The 14,630-nt window shown below is 72.7% G+C and carries 14 protein-coding genes and 1 riboswitch; of the genes, 3 read left to right on the top strand and 11 right to left on the bottom strand.

All coding sequences use genetic code 11. The features are described 5' to 3' along the window. Positions 1-44: 44 nt before the first annotated feature. The 3 genes from ACIOJE_RS06010 to sodN all read right to left on the bottom strand — a co-directional run bounded on the left by ACIOJE_RS06010 (position 45) and on the right by sodN (position 2,659). Positions 45-827, bottom strand: coding sequence for an ABC transporter ATP-binding protein (locus ACIOJE_RS06010; RefSeq protein ID WP_400773626.1), 783 nt, complete (start codon positions 825-827; stop codon positions 45-47). Beyond that, a complete protein-coding gene (locus ACIOJE_RS06005; protein ID WP_400773624.1) occupies positions 827-1,912 on the bottom strand; it encodes a FecCD family ABC transporter permease in 1,086 nt (361 codons plus the stop codon). Before ACIOJE_RS06005 ends, ACIOJE_RS06010 begins: the two co-directional genes overlap by 1 nt. 123 nt (positions 1,913-2,035) lie before the next feature. Continuing rightward, positions 2,036-2,174, bottom strand: a riboswitch (cobalamin riboswitch). A gap of 89 nt (positions 2,175-2,263) precedes the next feature. Next, complete coding sequence (gene sodN / locus ACIOJE_RS06000; RefSeq protein WP_280676144.1) at positions 2,264-2,659, bottom strand: superoxide dismutase, Ni; 396 nt, start codon at positions 2,657-2,659, stop codon at positions 2,264-2,266. A gap of 277 nt (positions 2,660-2,936) precedes the next feature. On the opposite strand from sodN, the gene sodX reads away from it, so the two are divergent. Beyond that, a complete protein-coding gene (gene sodX / locus ACIOJE_RS05995; RefSeq protein WP_400773932.1) occupies positions 2,937-3,299 on the top strand; it encodes a nickel-type superoxide dismutase maturation protease in 363 nt (120 codons plus the stop codon). Between the two features lie 9 nt (positions 3,300-3,308). Here the strand turns inward: sodX and ACIOJE_RS05990 are convergent, their stop codons facing one another. The 4 genes from ACIOJE_RS05990 to ACIOJE_RS05975 all read right to left on the bottom strand — a co-directional run bounded on the left by ACIOJE_RS05990 (position 3,309) and on the right by ACIOJE_RS05975 (position 6,755). Next, positions 3,309-3,899: a CGNR zinc finger domain-containing protein gene (locus tag ACIOJE_RS05990; RefSeq protein WP_280676142.1), complete on the bottom strand. Its 591-nt coding sequence runs from the start codon at positions 3,897-3,899 to the stop codon at positions 3,309-3,311. A 114-nt stretch (positions 3,900-4,013) separates the two neighbouring features. Then, complete coding sequence (locus tag ACIOJE_RS05985) at positions 4,014-4,817, bottom strand: amino acid ABC transporter ATP-binding protein (RefSeq protein ID WP_280676140.1); 804 nt, start codon at positions 4,815-4,817, stop codon at positions 4,014-4,016. Then, positions 4,814-5,788 carry an amino acid ABC transporter permease gene (locus ACIOJE_RS05980; protein WP_280676138.1) on the bottom strand — a complete coding sequence of 325 codons (975 nt, stop codon included), beginning with the start codon at positions 5,786-5,788 and terminating at the stop codon, positions 4,814-4,816. Before ACIOJE_RS05980 ends, ACIOJE_RS05985 begins: the two co-directional genes overlap by 4 nt. 37 nt (positions 5,789-5,825) lie before the next feature. Beyond that, positions 5,826-6,755: an ABC transporter substrate-binding protein gene (locus ACIOJE_RS05975; RefSeq protein ID WP_280676136.1), complete on the bottom strand. Its 930-nt coding sequence runs from the start codon at positions 6,753-6,755 to the stop codon at positions 5,826-5,828. Positions 6,756-7,708: 953 nt separating this feature from the next. Here ACIOJE_RS05975 and ACIOJE_RS05970 point away from each other — a divergent pair. Both ACIOJE_RS05970 and ACIOJE_RS05965 read left to right on the top strand, forming a co-directional pair. Further along, positions 7,709-8,905: an NADP-dependent malic enzyme gene (locus ACIOJE_RS05970; protein WP_280676134.1), complete on the top strand. Its 1,197-nt coding sequence runs from the start codon at positions 7,709-7,711 to the stop codon at positions 8,903-8,905. A gap of 91 nt (positions 8,906-8,996) precedes the next feature. Beyond that, positions 8,997-9,959, top strand: a complete 963-nt coding sequence (locus ACIOJE_RS05965; RefSeq protein WP_280676132.1) for a zinc-binding dehydrogenase — start codon at positions 8,997-8,999, stop codon at positions 9,957-9,959. Positions 9,960-10,073: 114 nt separating this feature from the next. Here the strand turns inward: ACIOJE_RS05965 and ACIOJE_RS05960 are convergent, their stop codons facing one another. From ACIOJE_RS05960 to ACIOJE_RS05945, 4 genes are all read right to left on the bottom strand, one after another. Next, entirely contained in the window at positions 10,074-11,105 is a 1,032-nt protein-coding gene (locus ACIOJE_RS05960) for a PadR family transcriptional regulator (protein ID WP_280676130.1), read from the bottom strand. Position 11,106: 1 nt separating this feature from the next. Next, complete coding sequence (locus tag ACIOJE_RS05955; RefSeq protein WP_280676128.1) at positions 11,107-12,015, bottom strand: DUF4097 family beta strand repeat-containing protein; 909 nt, start codon at positions 12,013-12,015, stop codon at positions 11,107-11,109. A gap of 210 nt (positions 12,016-12,225) precedes the next feature. Then, on the bottom strand, positions 12,226-12,405 hold the full coding sequence (locus tag ACIOJE_RS05950; protein WP_030057990.1) for a DUF6104 family protein: 180 nt from the start codon (positions 12,403-12,405) through the stop codon (positions 12,226-12,228). Between the two features lie 50 nt (positions 12,406-12,455). Continuing rightward, on the bottom strand, positions 12,456-14,381 hold the full coding sequence (locus ACIOJE_RS05945) for a serine/threonine-protein kinase (protein ID WP_280676124.1): 1,926 nt from the start codon (positions 14,379-14,381) through the stop codon (positions 12,456-12,458). Positions 14,382-14,630 lie beyond the last annotated feature (249 nt).

Below are 14,630 nucleotides of genomic sequence, written 5' to 3'. Positions count from 1 at the left end.
TCGAGGTCGAACAGCTTTCGGGGTCGATCGGTCTGCGGGGTCGATCAGTCTTCGGGGGTGGGCCGGATCCGGTCGAAGAGGAGTTGGACGGCGCCGGTCACCGGGTGCCGCACGGGGGTGGCCCGGACGCCGAACACCTCGGCCAGCAGGTCGGTGCGGAGCACCTCGGCGGGCGGCCCCGAGGCGACGATCCGGCCGGCCCGCAGCACGTACAGCAGGTCGCAGTGGCCGGCCGCCAGGTTGAGGTCGTGCAGCGCGGTGAGCACCGTCGGACCGGCCTGCCGGACCAGCGCCAGGACGTCCAACTGGTGGGCGATGTCCAGGTGGTTGGTGGGCTCGTCCAGCACCAGCAGCCGGGGTTCCTGGACCAGTGCGCGGGCGATCAGCACCCGCTGCTTCTCGCCGCCGGACAGGCTCAGGAAGCCCCGCCCGGCCAGGTGTTCGGCGCCGACCCTGCGCAGCGCCCCCGTGCAGCGCGCGTGGTCGCCCGCGCCCGGGCCGCCCAGCCCGCGCCGGTGCGGCAGCCGGCCCATGGCGACCACCTCGGCGACCGTGAAGTCGAACTCGGCGGAGTGTTCCTGGGGCAGCGCGGCCACCCGTCGGGCGGCCTCGCGCGCGGTGAGCGCGTGCAGGTCGTCGCCGTCCAGCCGGACGGCCCCGGCGGCGGGCCGCAGTGCCCGGTAGACGCAGCGCAGCAGGGTCGATTTGCCGCTGCCGTTCGGCCCGACCAGCCCGACCACCTGCCCGGCGGCGGCGTCCAGGGCGACGTCGTGGACCAGCCGGGCGCCGGCCAGTTCGACCGAGACGGAGTCCAGGGCGAGGTCCATCAGCGGCCTCCGAAGGAGTAGCCGCGCCGGCGCATCAGCAGCAGGAAGCAGGGCACCCCGAGGACCGCGGTGACCACCCCGACCGGCAGTTCGGCGGGCGCCAGCAGGGTGCGCGAGACGATGTCCACCCAGACCAGCAGCAGCGCCCCGGCGAGCGGCGCGACCAGCAGCACCCGGCGGTGTCCGGCGCCGACCAGCATCCGGGCCAGGTGCGGCACCATCAGCCCGACGAAGCCGATCGCCCCGCTGACGGCGACCACCGTGCCGGTGACGGCGGCGGTCACCACGAACAGCTCGCGGCGCAGCCGGTCCGGGTCCACGCCGAGCGAGGCGGCCGTCTCGTCCCCCATGGCGAGCGCGTCCAGCCGGCCGGCCGCGCAGGCCAGGTACGCCAGGCCGGCCAGCACGGTGGCGGCGGCGATCGGCACCGAGCCCCAGGTGGCGCCGCCGAGGCTGCCGAGCAGCCACATCATGGCGTCCCGGGCGGCCTCGCCGCGGGCGGCCGCGAAGACCATCAGCGCGGTGAGCGCGGAGAAGCCGTAGGAGAGCGCGGTGCCGGTGAGCACCAGCCGCAGCGGGGTGAGCCCGTAGGCGGTCCGCGCCGCGAGGTAGACCAGCACCATGGCGAGCAGCGCGGAGCCGAACGCGGAGACCGAGATGGCCCACACCCCGAGCGAGGCGAAGGCGCCGAGCAGCAGGACGGCGTTGGCGCCGACGGCCGCGCCGGAGGAGACGCCGAGCACGAAGGGGTCGGCCAGCGCGTTGCGCACCAGGGCCTGTACGGCGACCCCGGTGGCGGCCAGCCCGGCGCCGACCACGGCGGCCAGCACGGTGCGCGGCAGCCGGATCTCCCAGACGATCGCGTAGGCGGCGGCCTCGCCCGCCTCCAGCCGTCCGCCCGTCAGTCCGGCGGCCAGCAGCCGCAGGGCGCGGGGCAGGCCGATCCCGGCGGCGCCCAGGGCGACCCCGCAGACCAGTGAGAGCAGCAGGGCGGCGGCCAGGCCGACGGCGAGGGGTGCGGCGGGTATGCGACGGGCGGGTGGGCTCACCGCGCCGCCGCCCACGGGTGCGGTGCTCACGCGCACCTCCGGGTGGTTCTCTCGCTCCGCTCGTCCACGGGTGCGCCTTGCCTCGGGCCGCGGGTGTGCGGGGGCGGGCGCCGGACGGGCGCGGGCCCGGGCGCCATCCCCTCGCAGTCCACGGCGAGTTGTCGGGAGGTCGGCGGCCGAGGGCGATCGGGCTGGCACGGCCGACGGGCCGCGCTCACCGTTGCGGGTCAGCGCCGGATTCACACCGGACTTCCCCCTCGGACGCCCTGGCAGCATAACAGCCACTCAGGCCAGGCAACCCTTACCGGGGCCGGGATCGGGCGTGGACGCACGACCGCCCCCGTCCGGCGCTGCGGACGGGGGCGGTCGGGTGGCGACGCGTCAGGCTCAGGCCTGCTTGGTCTCCCAGAAGATCTTGTCGACCTCGGCGATCAGGTCCAGCAGGGCCTGGCCGGTGGCCGGGTCGGTGGACGCCTTGGCGGCCGAGGCGGCCTTCAGGGTGTCGTTGACCAGCTGGTGCAGCTGCGGGTACTTCTCGAAGTGCGGGGCCTTGAAGTAGTCGCTCCACAGCACCGAGATGTGGTGCTTGACGGCCTCGGCGCGCTGCTCCTTGATGATGATGGCGCGGGCGCGGAAGTGCGGGTCCTCGTTGGCCTGGTACTTCTCCTGGGTGGCCTTGACCGACTCGGCCTCGAGCCGCGCCTGCGCCGGGTCGTACACGCCGCAGGGCAGGTCGCAGTGGGCGTGGGCGGTGGCGCGCGGTGCAAACAGACGAGAGAACATGGGAGTCCTTCCTTAGATCGTCTTCCCGCGCCCGAGATTACCCTTCCGCCCCCGCCGTTTCGCGATCGGGCGGTGGGCCTAGGGCAAAAGGCGGACCCGCAACCGGGGTATTCCGGACATCGAACAGGGTGACGGTCCGTACGGCAGACTGGGACCGGGTGGTCCGGGAGGAGGAGTCGTGGCGCGGAGCACGGAACCGGAGGGCACGGAACCCCAGGGGCGGGGCCGGGGCGGCGGCGCGGTGCCGTTCGGGCTGGTCGACGTGGCGGGCCCGTCGATGGTCCCGACCCTGCGCGAGGGCGACCAGCTGCTGGTGCGCTACGGCGCGCCGATCCGGCCCGGCGCGGTGGTGCTCTTCCGGCACCCCTTCCAGCAGGACCTGCTGGTGGTGAAGCGGGCCGCCGAACGGCGCCCCCGGGGCTGGTGGCTGCTGTCCGACAACCGGCCGGTGGACAGCGACAGCCGCAGCTACGGCCCGGTGCCGGACGAACTGGTGCTCGGCCGGGTGCTGCTGCGGCTGCGCCCGCGCCCGGCCTGGCTGGCGCCGGGACGCCGGCTGGAGCGGCTGCTGCTGACCACCCGGCTGGCCCGGGTGCCGGGCCTGGCCCGCCGCCTGGGCGTCTGGGCGGAGGAGCTCTAAAGGCGCCGCTTACCCTGCGGCGCCGAGGGCCGCGGCCTCCGCCTCCTGGCGCTTGCGGGCCCGGTACGCGGCGACGTTGGCGCGGGTCGCGCAGCGGTCCGAGCAGTACCGGCGGGAGCGGTTGGTCGAGGTGTCCAGGTAGGCGTTGCGGCAGGGCGCGGCCTGGCAGATGCCGAGCCGGTCGGCGCCCAGCTCGGTCAGGTGGACGGCCAGGCCCATGCAGGCGACCGCGCTGAAGTGCGCGGTGGCGGTCGGGGAGTTGTCGGCCAGGTGCAGGTGCCAGCGCGGCCGGCCGGCGTCGTCCAGGAAGTCGTGCCCGGAGACCAGCGGGCTGACCGGGTACTCCATCAGCAGGCTGTTCAGCAGGTCGACGCCCCGGATCTCGTCGCCCTCGGCGGCGGCCTCGAAGACCCCGCGCAGCCTGGTGCGCACCGCCCGCAGCCGGGGCAGGTCGGATTCGTCGGCCTGTGCGGCGGCCCGTGAGGAGTCGGAGAACAGGGCGCGCACCGCGTCCACGGACGTCAGCGCGTCGGTGCCGCGCTCGGGCTCCTCGGTGTTCACCAGCCGAACGGCGAGATCGGCGTACGAGGCGAGCTCCACGGAGGTCCTTCCAGAAGGGTCGGTAACGGGCTGACTGCGTCCAGCCTATTACCTGGGTGGGGAAAACGTCGGCGCCCGGCAGGAGCAGCCTGCCGGGCGCCGACGGTACGGGCTCTACAGCACCTTGGAGAGGAACGCCCGGGTGCGCTCGTGCTGGGGGTCGGTGAGCACCTCGCGGGGGTTGCCGGACTCGACCACCACGCCACCGTCCATGAACACCAGCGCGTCGCCGACCTCGCGGGCGAAGCCCATCTCGTGGGTGACGACCACCATGGTCATGCCCTCCTCGGCGAGGCCGCGCATGACGTCCAGGACGTCGCCGACCAGCTCGGGGTCGAGCGCCGAGGTGGGCTCGTCGAAGAGCATCAGCTTGGGCTTCATGGCCAGCGCGCGGGCGATCGCGACGCGCTGCTGCTGGCCGCCGGAGAGCTGGGAGGGGTAGTTCCTCGCCTTGTCGGCGAGGCCGACCCGCTCCAGCAGGCTCATCGCCCGCTCCCGGGCGACGGCCTTGCTCTCGCCCTTGACCTGGACCGGGGCCTCCATGACGTTCTCGACGGCCGTCATGTGCGGAAACAGGTTGAAGCGCTGGAAGACCATGCCGATGTCGCGCCGCTTGACGGCGACCTCGCGGTCCTTGAGCTCGTGGAGCTTGTCGCCCTTCTGCTGGTATCCGACCAGTTCGCCGTCCACCCAGAGGCGGCCGGCGTTGACCTTCTCCAGGTGGTTGATGCACCGCAGGAAGGTCGACTTGCCGGAGCCGGACGGGCCGATCAGGCAGAACACCTCGCCCTGTCGGACCTCCAGGTCGATGCCCTTCAGCACGTGGACGGCGCCGTAGGACTTGTGGACGTTCTCGGCACGGACCATCGGGTGGCCGGTGGCGGTGGCGTCGGCCGGGGTCTTGCTCAGATCGGTCATACGTGACCACCTCCCTCAAGCCCCGGGACGACGTCGGCGCCGGTCTTCGGGGTGGGCCTTCCGGCGAACAGGCCCCGCAGCCGCTGCAGCGGGGTGGGCGGGAGGGTCCGGTTGGAGCCGCGGGCGTAGTAGCGCTCGATGTAGTACTGGCCGATGGTCAGCACCGAGGTGAAGAACAGGTACCAGAGGCTGACCACGATCAGCAGCGGGATGTTCTGGTAGTTCCGAGAGTAGATGACCTGGCCGGCCCGGAAGATCTCCTCCAGGGAGATCACGCTGACCAGCGAGGTGGTCTTGAGCATCGAGATGGTCTCGTTGCCGGTCGGCGGGATGATCACCCGCATGGCCTGCGGCAGGACGATCCGCCGCATGGTCTGGAACCGGCTCATGCCCAGCGCGTGGGCGGCCTCGGTCTGCCCCTCGTCCACCGACTGGATGCCGCCGCGGACGATCTCCGCCATGTAGGCGGCCTCGTTGAGGCCGAGGCCCAGCAGGGCGGCGACGAAGGTCGGGATCAGGACGTTGGTGGACTCGGACCAGAACTCCGGTCCCCACGGGACGCCGATCGACAGCTTGGCCCAGATCAGGCCGAGGAAGTTCCAGAACACCAGCTGCACCAGCACCGGGGTCCCGCGGAAGATCCAGATGTAGAGCCAGGCGGTGCCGGAGAGCAGCGGGTTCGGGGACAGGCGCATGACGGCGAGGGCGATGCCGCCGACCACGCCCATCAGCATGGCGAGGACGGTCAGTTCCAGGGTGACGACCATGCCGTGCACGATGCTGTCGTGGAACAGGTACTGCCCGACGATGTCCCACTTGAAGGCGGGATTGGTGAAGAGGGCGCTCAGCAGCATCGCCGCGAGCAGGGCGATGACGACGGCGCCCGCCCAACGTCCGGGGTGGCGGACCGGGATGGCCTTGATGGTCTCAGGCCGTCCCTCCTCCGCCCGCCCCTTGTCCAGAGAGTTCACGGTGTGGCCTCGGGTGAGAGATGGAGCAGGGGGACGGTCAGCTCGCGGCGCCGTTGATGACCGACTTGTCGAGGGCGCCGGCGTCGACACCCCACTTGGTGAGGATCTGCTTGTAGGTGCCGTCGTCGATCAGCGACTGGACGGCGCCCTGGATCGCGGGGGTGAGCTTGGAGCCCTTGGCGACGGCGACGCCGTAGGGGGCCACGCCGTAGGTGGAGCCGAGCTTCTCCAGCTGGCCGCCGGACTGCTTGATCGCGTAGTCGACGACCTGGGAGTCGGCCATCAAGGCCTGGTCGCGGCCGGAGACGACGGCGTTGGTGACGTCCGTCTGGAGGTCGAACTTGTCGCCGTCGTTCGGGATGCCCGGCTTCCCGGCCTTGGCACAGTCCGGGTTGCGGGTGTCCTTGATCTCGTCGGCCTGGGTGGTGCCGGTCTGGACGGCGACCTTCTTGCCGCAGAGGTCGTTGGGGTCGACCTTGTCGGGGTTGCCCTTCTTGACCGCGACGGCGCTGCCGGAGTTGAAGTAGGTCACCATGTCGACGATCTGCTCGCGCTCCTTGTTGTCCGTGAAGGACGACATGCCGAGCTGGAACTTGTTCGACTGGATGCCCGGGATGATCGCGGTGAAGCCGGAGTCCTGGACGTCGGCCTTCAGGCCGAGCTTGGCCGCGATGGCGTTGGCCAGGTCCACGTCCATGCCGATGACCTTGCCGCTGTCGTCCTTGAACTCGTCCGGCGCGTACGAGGCGTCCGAGCCGACCACGAGCTTGCCGGAGGACTTGACGTCGGCGGGGACGAGGGCGGCCAGCTTGTCGTCGGCCTTCACCTCGTTGACGGTCGCGGAGGCGTTGGGCGCGCCGCCGCCGTTGTCGCTCTTGCTGCTGCTGCAGCCGGTCAGGACAAGGGTCACGGAGGCGGCAACCGCGCCGGCTGCGAGGAGCCGGGTGCGCTGGGTACGGGCGGTCATGAGGGGGATCTCCTCCTGAGGGAGAGGTCGGGCGGAGCGCGCCGCGGGGGGCGGCACACCGGGGTACGGCGCTGTACGGGTGTATTTCGCTGTACGTCGTCGTACATGCAGGGCCGGGTGGTGCGGTGCCTGTGCGGGCGAACCGCGCAGGGTGGTGCGGGGTACTGCGTGCGCCACCCTCCGCCGAGGTGGACGTCGAGCGAACCGCCTCGACCAGGGGCCGGCTCGATCCGAGATGGGGGGAATCCTGCCATCTGAGGACGGTCAGATGGCCCTCATCCAGGTCAAAATCGGATAACGAGGGTTCTGGTTGTCCGCTATTCGGACTTATTCAGCGTCCCTGTCACTCCGTGCATAAGTATGCAGATCCCGCTGTCAGGTGGCCGGAGGCCCGCCGCCCGGCGCGACAGTGGAGCGCGGGTGGACGCGACATGGCGGACGGGCGATCCCGCCATCCCGCCCTGCCGGGCCCGGCGGCGGGTGTGTCAGAATTCGGTACCGGGTGACCCCCGAACGCTCGAACCAGACCGACGAGTCCCGACAGGCTCGGGGTGTCCGGGAACGGAAGTCATCACGTGGCTCCGTATCCGGGGCGCCGACTCCCCTTCGCGTCTGCGTTCACTCCTGCGGGTGCGCGTGCGCCATCGCCGTCGCCGCCGCCGGAGCCCGGCGCTTCCGACGCCGGGCCCCAGTGACGCGACAGCTCGGCGATGAACTGCACGTGACGAGGACGAAAAGGCATAGGTGCGATGCCTTTGTCCGTCCTACGCTCGGCCCGGAAGCACAACGCGGACAAACAAGACCCATAAACCCTCATCCGAGGGCGCCGCCCGACGGCAGCGCCCCGACCCAGCCCCCGGGTCCGCTTCGGCGTACCCGGTTTCCGGTTTCCGGACGGGTCGTCCTGCCCGTCGGTCGTGCACCCTCGCCAGATCAATGACGAAGAGGTCATCGTGGCAGCGGAGATCATGCACAGCAGCACCCAGGACACCGACGATCCGATCGACGCCGTCTTCGCGCTCCACCGCGGCGGCAAGATGGAGATCCGGGCGACCGTCCCGGTGCGCGACGCGGACGACCTGTCCCTCGCCTACACCCCGGGTGTCGCCCGCGTCTGCACGGCCATCGCCGAGCAGCCGGAGCTGGTCAACGACTACACCTGGAAGTCCAACACCGTCGCCGTGGTCACCGACGGCACCGCCGTGCTGGGCCTCGGCGACATCGGCCCGGAGGCCTCCCTGCCCGTGATGGAGGGCAAGGCCATCCTGTTCAAGCAGTTCGGCGGCGTGGACGCGGTGCCGATCGCGCTGGCCTGCACCGAGGTCGACGAGATCGTCGAGACCGTGGTCCGGCTGGCCCCCTCCTTCGGCGGCGTCAACCTGGAGGACATCTCCGCCCCCCGCTGCTTCGAGATCGAGCGCCGGCTCCAGGAGGCCGTGGACATCCCGGTCTTCCACGACGACCAGCACGGCACCGCGATCGTCACCACCGCCGCCCTGTGGAACGCGGCCGCGGTGACCGGCCGCGAGATCGGCTCGCTGCGGGCCGTCATCTCCGGCGCCGGCGCGGCCGGCATCGCCATCGCCAAGATGCTGGTGGCGGCGGGCATCGGCGACGTCGCGGTCTGCGACCGCAAGGGCGTGGTGTACGACGGCCGCGGCGACCTCACCGACGTCAAGGCCGAGATCGCCGAGCTGACCAACCGCACCGGCCTCAAGGGCTCGCTGGCCGAGGCGCTGGCCGGCGCCGACGTGTTCATCGGCGTCTCCGGCGGCACCGTGCCGGAGGAGGTCGTCGCGACCATGGCCGAGGGCGCGTTCATCTTCGCGATGGCCAACCCCACCCCGGAGATCCACCCCGAGGTCGCGCACAAGTACGCGGCGGTCGTCGCCACCGGGCGCAGCGACTTCCCGAACCAGATCAACAACGTGCTGGCCTTCCCCGGCATCTTCGCCGGCGCCCTGCAGGTGCGGGCCAGCCGGATCACCGAGGGCATGAAGCTGGCCGCCGCCAAGGCGCTGGCCGGCGTCGTCGCCGACGAGCTGACGCCGCAGAAGGTGATCCCGTCGCCGTTCGACGAGCGGGTCGCCCCGGCGGTCACCAAGGCCGTCGCCGAGGCGGCCCGGGCCGAGGGCGTGGCCCGGATCTGACGGTCCGAACCCCGCCGACGGCCGGGGCCGGGACACGCGTCACACCCACGCATGGTTCCCGGCCCCGGCCGTCGCGGCTATCGTCCGCAGCATGTTTGCTGCCTACGCCGCACGTATCGACGCCGACGACCCGCTCAGCGGGCTGGAGTTGGGCGAACTCCCCGAGCCGCAGGCCCGTCCCGGGTGGAGCCTGGTCACGGTCAGGGCCGCCAGCCTCAACCACCACGACCTGTGGTCGCTGCGCGGGGTCGGCCTGCCCGCCGGGAAGCTGCCGATGATCCTCGGCTGCGACGCCGCGGGCGTCGACGAGCACGGCAACGAGGTGGTCGTCCACTCGGTGATCGGCCAGACCGGCCACGGGGTGGGCCCGGACGAGCCCCGCTCCATCCTGACCGAGCGCTACCAGGGCACCTTCGCCCAGCAGGTGGCCGTGCCCACCTGGAACCTGCTGCCCAAGCCCGCCGAGCTGAGCTTCGAACAGGCCGCCTGCCTGCCCACGGCCTGGCTGACGGCCTACCGGATGCTGTTCACCAACGCCGGGGTCAGGCCCGGTGACACCGTCCTGGTGCAGGGCGCGGGAGGCGGCGTGGCGACCGCGCTGATCGTCCTCGGCAAGGCCGCCGGGCTGCGGGTCTGGGTCACCGGCCGGGACGAGGCCAAGCGCCACCGGGCGGTCGAACTCGGCGCCGACGCCGCCTTCGAGAGCGGTGCCCGGCTGCCCGCCCGGGTGGACGCGGTGATGGAGACGGTCGGCGCCGCCACCTGGTCGCACTCGGTGAAGGCGCTGCGCCCGGGCGGCACCATCGTCATCTCCGGTGCCACCTCCGGCTCCAACCCGAGTGCCACCGAGCTGAACCGGATCTTCTTCCTGGAGCTCAAGGTGGTCGGCTCGACCATGGGCACCAAGGAGGAGCTGGCCGGGCTGCTCTCGCTCTGCGCGACCACCGGCGTCCGGCCGGTGATCGACTCGGTGCTGCCGCTGGCCGAGGCCCGGGACGGCTTCGCGCGGCTCGCCAAGGGCGACGTCTTCGGCAAGATCGTGCTGACTCCGTGAGGCGCTGACGTCGTGCGGTCCTGGCGTCGGACGGTCCTGACCTCGTGCGGTCCTGACGCGGACCGGCCCGGCACGCTCCGCGGAGCGTGCCGGGCCGGTGATGCGGTCCGGTGTTCAGCCGAGCAGGCGCTTCAGCCGCTCGCCGGCCGCGCCCAGCACCGAGCGGGCCTCGGCCAGCCCGTCGGCGCTCACGACGCCGTCCCGGGCCGCGTCGCGGACCTGGTCGCGGAAGCGGTCGAGCAGCCGCTCCAGCTCGCGGGCCGGGTCGCCGGCCGGGTCGGTCCGCGCCCACGGCGGCAGGTCGGCCGGGGCGGTCGGGGTGGTCGGCCCGTCCTTGTCCAGGTCGATCCGGGTGACGGTGACCTGCTCGGCCGGCTCGTCGGACGGCTGGCCCCAACGGGCCGCGTCGGCCAGCCCCGACAGGCCCTTGGTCAGCTCCGACAGTCCCTCGGCCAGGCCGGTCGGCCAGTCGCCCTTCGCGGCGTGCTCGCGCACCTGCTGCTCGACCCGGCGCTTGATCCGCAGCGCCTCCTGCTGCGCGGCCGTCCGTGAGGCCTTGGCCTGCTCGCGCAGCCGGCGGGCCTCCTCCTCGGCGGCCTTCGCCTTGGCCTTGGCCGCCTTCTCCTGCTCCCGGGCGCGCTTGGCCTGGTCCTTGGCCTGCCGCTTGAACTGGGCGAACTCCTCCTTGGCGCGCTGCCAGGACTCGTTGTCACCCCACGGGCCGGACCACGGGTCCCCGCCCTCGGCGCGGTCGGGCCGGGGGGCCTGCTTGGCGGCCTGCCACAGCTCCTCGCGCAGGTCCTTGGCGCTGTCCCGGACGTCCTCGCGGATCGCCCCGGCCAACTGCGCCACGGAGTCGTGGATCTCCAGCTCCAGGTCGTCCAACTCGCCCCGGCGGGCTTCCAGTTCGGCGCGCCCGGCGTCGGTCAGCCGGTAGACCTTGCGGCCGCCCTCGGTGCTGTGGGTGACCAGGCCCTCCTGCTCCAGCTTCGCGAGCCGGGGGTAGACCGTCCCGGCGGAGGGCGCGTACAGGCCCTGGAAGCGCTCCTCCAGCAGGCGGATCACCTCGTAGCCGTGCCGCGGGGCCTCGTCGAGCAGCTTCAGCAGGTAGAGCCGGAGCCGGCCGTGGCCGAACACGGGCGTCATCTCAGGCCTCCTTGGTGAGGTCGGGCTTGCCGAGGCCGGCCGGGAGCTCCTTGACGACCACCGGCGCGTCGTCCTCGGGGTCGGGGCGGCGCAGCACGGTGATGCCGCCGGAGACGGTGGTCACGGAGAGGCTGCCCCGGCCGTCGCCGAGCTGGCCGGACAGGCGCTTGGCGCCCCAGCTGCCGCTCAGCTTGAGCCCCTCGAAGGTGCTGGAGATGTCGCCGCTGGTGGAGCCGGCCTCGACCTTGGCGTCGGTGACCGAGGGGATCCGGATCACGACCGGGCCGCTGACGGTGGCGACCTTGACGTCGGCCGGGCTGGAGACGTCGAGGTCCAGGGTGACCGCGCCGGTGACGGCGTTGGCCTGGACCCGGTCGGCGGTGCCGGCGACCACGGTGAGCTGCCCGGAGACGGTGTTCACCTTGAGCTGGCCGGCCACCGACTGGGCGTCCACGTCGCCGGTGACGGTGTTGGCGTCGGTGCGGCCGGTGAGCCCGACCAGGGTGGCGTCACCGCTGGCGCTCTGCACCGAGACGTGCCCGGTGATGCCGGAGACGGTGGCGTCGGCCGAGACGGTGCCGACCTTGACCTCGGCGTCGGCCGGGACGGTCAGGGTGATGCCGGCGACCCGCTTGCGCTTGAAGGAACCGAAGAAGCCCTTGACGGCGTCGACCGACTTGAGCCGGTCGCCGAACTCGCCCCAGCTGTTGATGTCCTTGTAGGTGATCGTCAGGACGCCGTCCACCAGGGTCACGTGCAGCGGCTCGCCCTGGAGCTCGGTGACCTCCAGGCGGGCCGGGCCCTCGGCCGCCACCACGTTCACCGTGCCGTCGATGATCCGCACGTGCAGCGCCCGGACCGCCTCGTCGATGGTGATCCTGTCGGGTCCTTCGACCGTCCACTGGCTCATCTCTGCCGCCTCCCGTTGCCGATCGCGATGTATCGCGTTCTCTGGTAAAGACGATATATCGCGTGCCGCGCAAGTCAAGCGTGCCCGCCCCGATCGCGGCCCCGAGTCGTCCCTGAACCGTCCCCGAGGCGCCCCCTACGGGGAGGCCGGGGCATGCGAGGGGCCCGGGAGGCAATCGCCTCCCGGGCCCCTCACCAGCGGTTCACCAGGTCACTCGTCGTCCTCGTCGTCGAGCCGCGCCAGCCAGGTGGCCAGCCGCTCGACCGGGATCTCGAAGTCCGGGTTGAGGTCGACGAACTCGCGCAGTCGCTCGGCCAGCCACTCGAAGGTGACCTCCTCGTCGCCGCGCCGGTTCTCCAGCTCCTCGATGCCGCGGTCGGTGAAGTACACGGTTCACTCCGGTCCGGTGGGGATTGACCTGGTCAGGATAGTCGGGGCGGTCAGCTGGCCCGCCAGGTGCTGACGGTGACCTTGGCGGCGCCGGTGGTCGGATCCGCCGCCTCGATCGCCGCGACGGCGACGTTGTGGGTGACCCGGTCGCGGACGCACAGCAGGCGGCCGGGCGCGACCCGGTTGTACGAGAGGTCGGTGTCCGGTCGGGAGTCGATCGCGGCGGCGCACTGCTCGGCGGTGACGGACGCCTCGGTGATCACCGCGAAGTCCGACCGGTCGTCCCCGGTGCTGGCGAAGGAGTTGGCCTTGCTGCCGCTGGCGTTGTTGGTCACCCCCAGGCCCCACTTCAGGTCGTTGGAGTGCGGCACCACGGTGCCTGCGTCCAGGTCGATCCGGTAGGCGTCGGAGGAGTAGTCGGCGCCGGGGATGGCCAGCGACTTCTTGTCCAGCATCGGGGTGTAGCCGGTCGGCCGGGCGGGGGCCGAGACGGAGCTCTGGGCGGACTTCGAGGGCGCGGCCGTCACCGGGGTGTCGGAGGCGGTGGCGCTCGGGCTGGGGATGGTCTGGGCGGGCGCGGGCGGCTTGGGCTGCCCGGTGGGCTGCTGCGAGGTCGTCGCGGCGGCGTCGCTCTTCCTGCCGTCGCCCAGCTTCTTCATCAGCACCACGCCGCCCGCCGTGCCGCCGATCGCCATCACCAGGGCGACGGTGAGCAGCACCTTCCAGGAGACCCCGCCCTTGCGCTTGGGCTCCGGCTCGGGCTCCGGGGTGCCGGTGACCACCGGGCCGGGCGGCGGGGTGTCGTAGGACGGCGGCTCCGGGTGGAGCCGCGCGGTCGGCGGGGCGGACAGCACCGGCGCGGTCGGCGTCTCGGTGGGCGGCTGCGGGGCGCCGTACGCGCCGAGCGGCGGCGGTACGAAGCCCGGCGGCGGCCCGGCGGGCGGCTGCGGCGGCCGGACGGGCGCGGTGGCCGGGTGGGTCGGCGCGGCGGCCGGCGGCGGGGGAGTGGCGGGGGCGGCCGGCAGCGGGGTGGGCGGAGTCTGCGGGAGGTTCGAGCGGCGGGTGATCTCGGTGTTGACCTGCCGCGGCAGCCAGTCGTCGCCGAACCGCAGCTGGCCGCCGACCTCCGGGTGGTTGCGGGCGATCCGGATGATCTCGGCGGGCAGGGGCCGGTCCTCCGGGGACTTCGCCAGGCAGCGCTCGACCAGTTCGCGCAGGTCCGCCGGGACGGCCGTCAGGTCGGGCTCCTCGTGCACCACCCGGTAGAGCACCGCGGTGTCCGGCCCGTCGCCGAACGGCGCGGTGCCGCCGGCCACGTACGCGGCCAGCGCGCCGAGCGCGAAGACGTCGGTGGCCGGGGTGACCGGGCGGCCCTGGGCCTGCTCGGGGGACATGAAGGCGGGGGAGCCGATCCGGTAGCCGGTGCCGGTCAGCGCGGTGGCGTCGGCGGCCCGGGCGATGCCGAAGTCGATCACCCGCGGGCCGTCCCCGGCGACCAGCACGTTGGCGGGCTTGAGGTCGCGGTGCACCACCTCGACGCTGTGGATCGCCTGCAGCGCCTCGGCGATGCCGCCGATCAGCAGCAGCACGGTGCGCACCGGCAGCGCGCCGTGCTCGCGCACCACCTGCTGCAGGGACGGGCCCGGGACGTACGCGGTGACCAGCCAGGGGGCGTCCGAGTCCAGACCACCGGAGTCGATCACCTGCGCGGTGTAGAGGCCGTGGATCCGCTGGGCGTTGCTGACCTCCTGGGCGAAGCGGCGGCGGAACTCGCCGTCCTCGGCGAACTCCGGGCGGACCACCTTGAGGGCGACCGGGCGCCCGCCCGGCGTGTACGACAGGTAGACCCGGCCCATGCCGCCGGCGCCGAGCCGGGCGAACAGCCGGTAGCCGCCGACCTCCCGGGGGTCGTCCGGGTGCAGCGGCTGGAAGACCGGTGGGAGCTGGCTGGCGTCCCGTGGCGTGTCGGCGGTCATGCGGTGTTCCCCCTGGGAGAGCGGTGCGGTCGTCCGACCAGGGCCGGGGCGCGATGACGGGCGCCGGGCGGCGATCTGGCGAGGCATAACCTATCGATCCGCCAGGTGACCGTGCAGGGCGGTGTCGGATTGGTTGCAGAGCCGCGACCTCGGCACGGCGGCAGTGCGAAGCGCGAACGCCCGCGGCCCCCGTCCTCCCGGGTGGGAGGGGCGGGGGCCGCGGGCGTCGGTGCTTCAGCGCCTCGGGGC

The sequence above is a fragment of the Kitasatospora sp. NPDC087861 genome (genome assembly GCF_044742585.1).
Classification (GTDB): domain Bacteria; phylum Actinomycetota; class Actinomycetes; order Streptomycetales; family Streptomycetaceae; genus Kitasatospora.
Note: the sequence above shows the minus strand (reverse complement) of the source record. Positions and strands in the feature narration are given on the sequence as shown.

Coding starts and splice junctions, on each gene's coding strand:
- ACIOJE_RS06010 (WP_400773626.1), bottom strand. CDS start 827: ATGGACCTCGCCCTGGACTCCGTCTCGGTCGAACTGGCCGGCGCCCGG.
- sodX (WP_400773932.1), top strand. CDS start 2,937: ATGGTCCCGACCCTGCGCGAGGGCGACCAGCTGCTGGTGCGCTACGGC.
- ACIOJE_RS05955 (WP_280676128.1), bottom strand. CDS start 12,015: ATGAGCCAGTGGACGGTCGAAGGACCCGACAGGATCACCATCGACGAG.
- ACIOJE_RS05985 (WP_280676140.1), bottom strand. CDS start 4,817: ATGACCGATCTGAGCAAGACCCCGGCCGACGCCACCGCCACCGGCCAC.
- sodN (WP_280676144.1), bottom strand. CDS start 2,659: ATGTTCTCTCGTCTGTTTGCACCGCGCGCCACCGCCCACGCCCACTGC.
- ACIOJE_RS05965 (WP_280676132.1), top strand. CDS start 8,997: ATGTTTGCTGCCTACGCCGCACGTATCGACGCCGACGACCCGCTCAGC.
- ACIOJE_RS05975 (WP_280676136.1), bottom strand. CDS start 6,755: ATGACCGCCCGTACCCAGCGCACCCGGCTCCTCGCAGCCGGCGCGGTT.
- ACIOJE_RS05960 (WP_280676130.1), bottom strand. CDS start 11,105: ATGACGCCCGTGTTCGGCCACGGCCGGCTCCGGCTCTACCTGCTGAAG.
- ACIOJE_RS05945 (WP_280676124.1), bottom strand. CDS start 14,381: ATGACCGCCGACACGCCACGGGACGCCAGCCAGCTCCCACCGGTCTTC.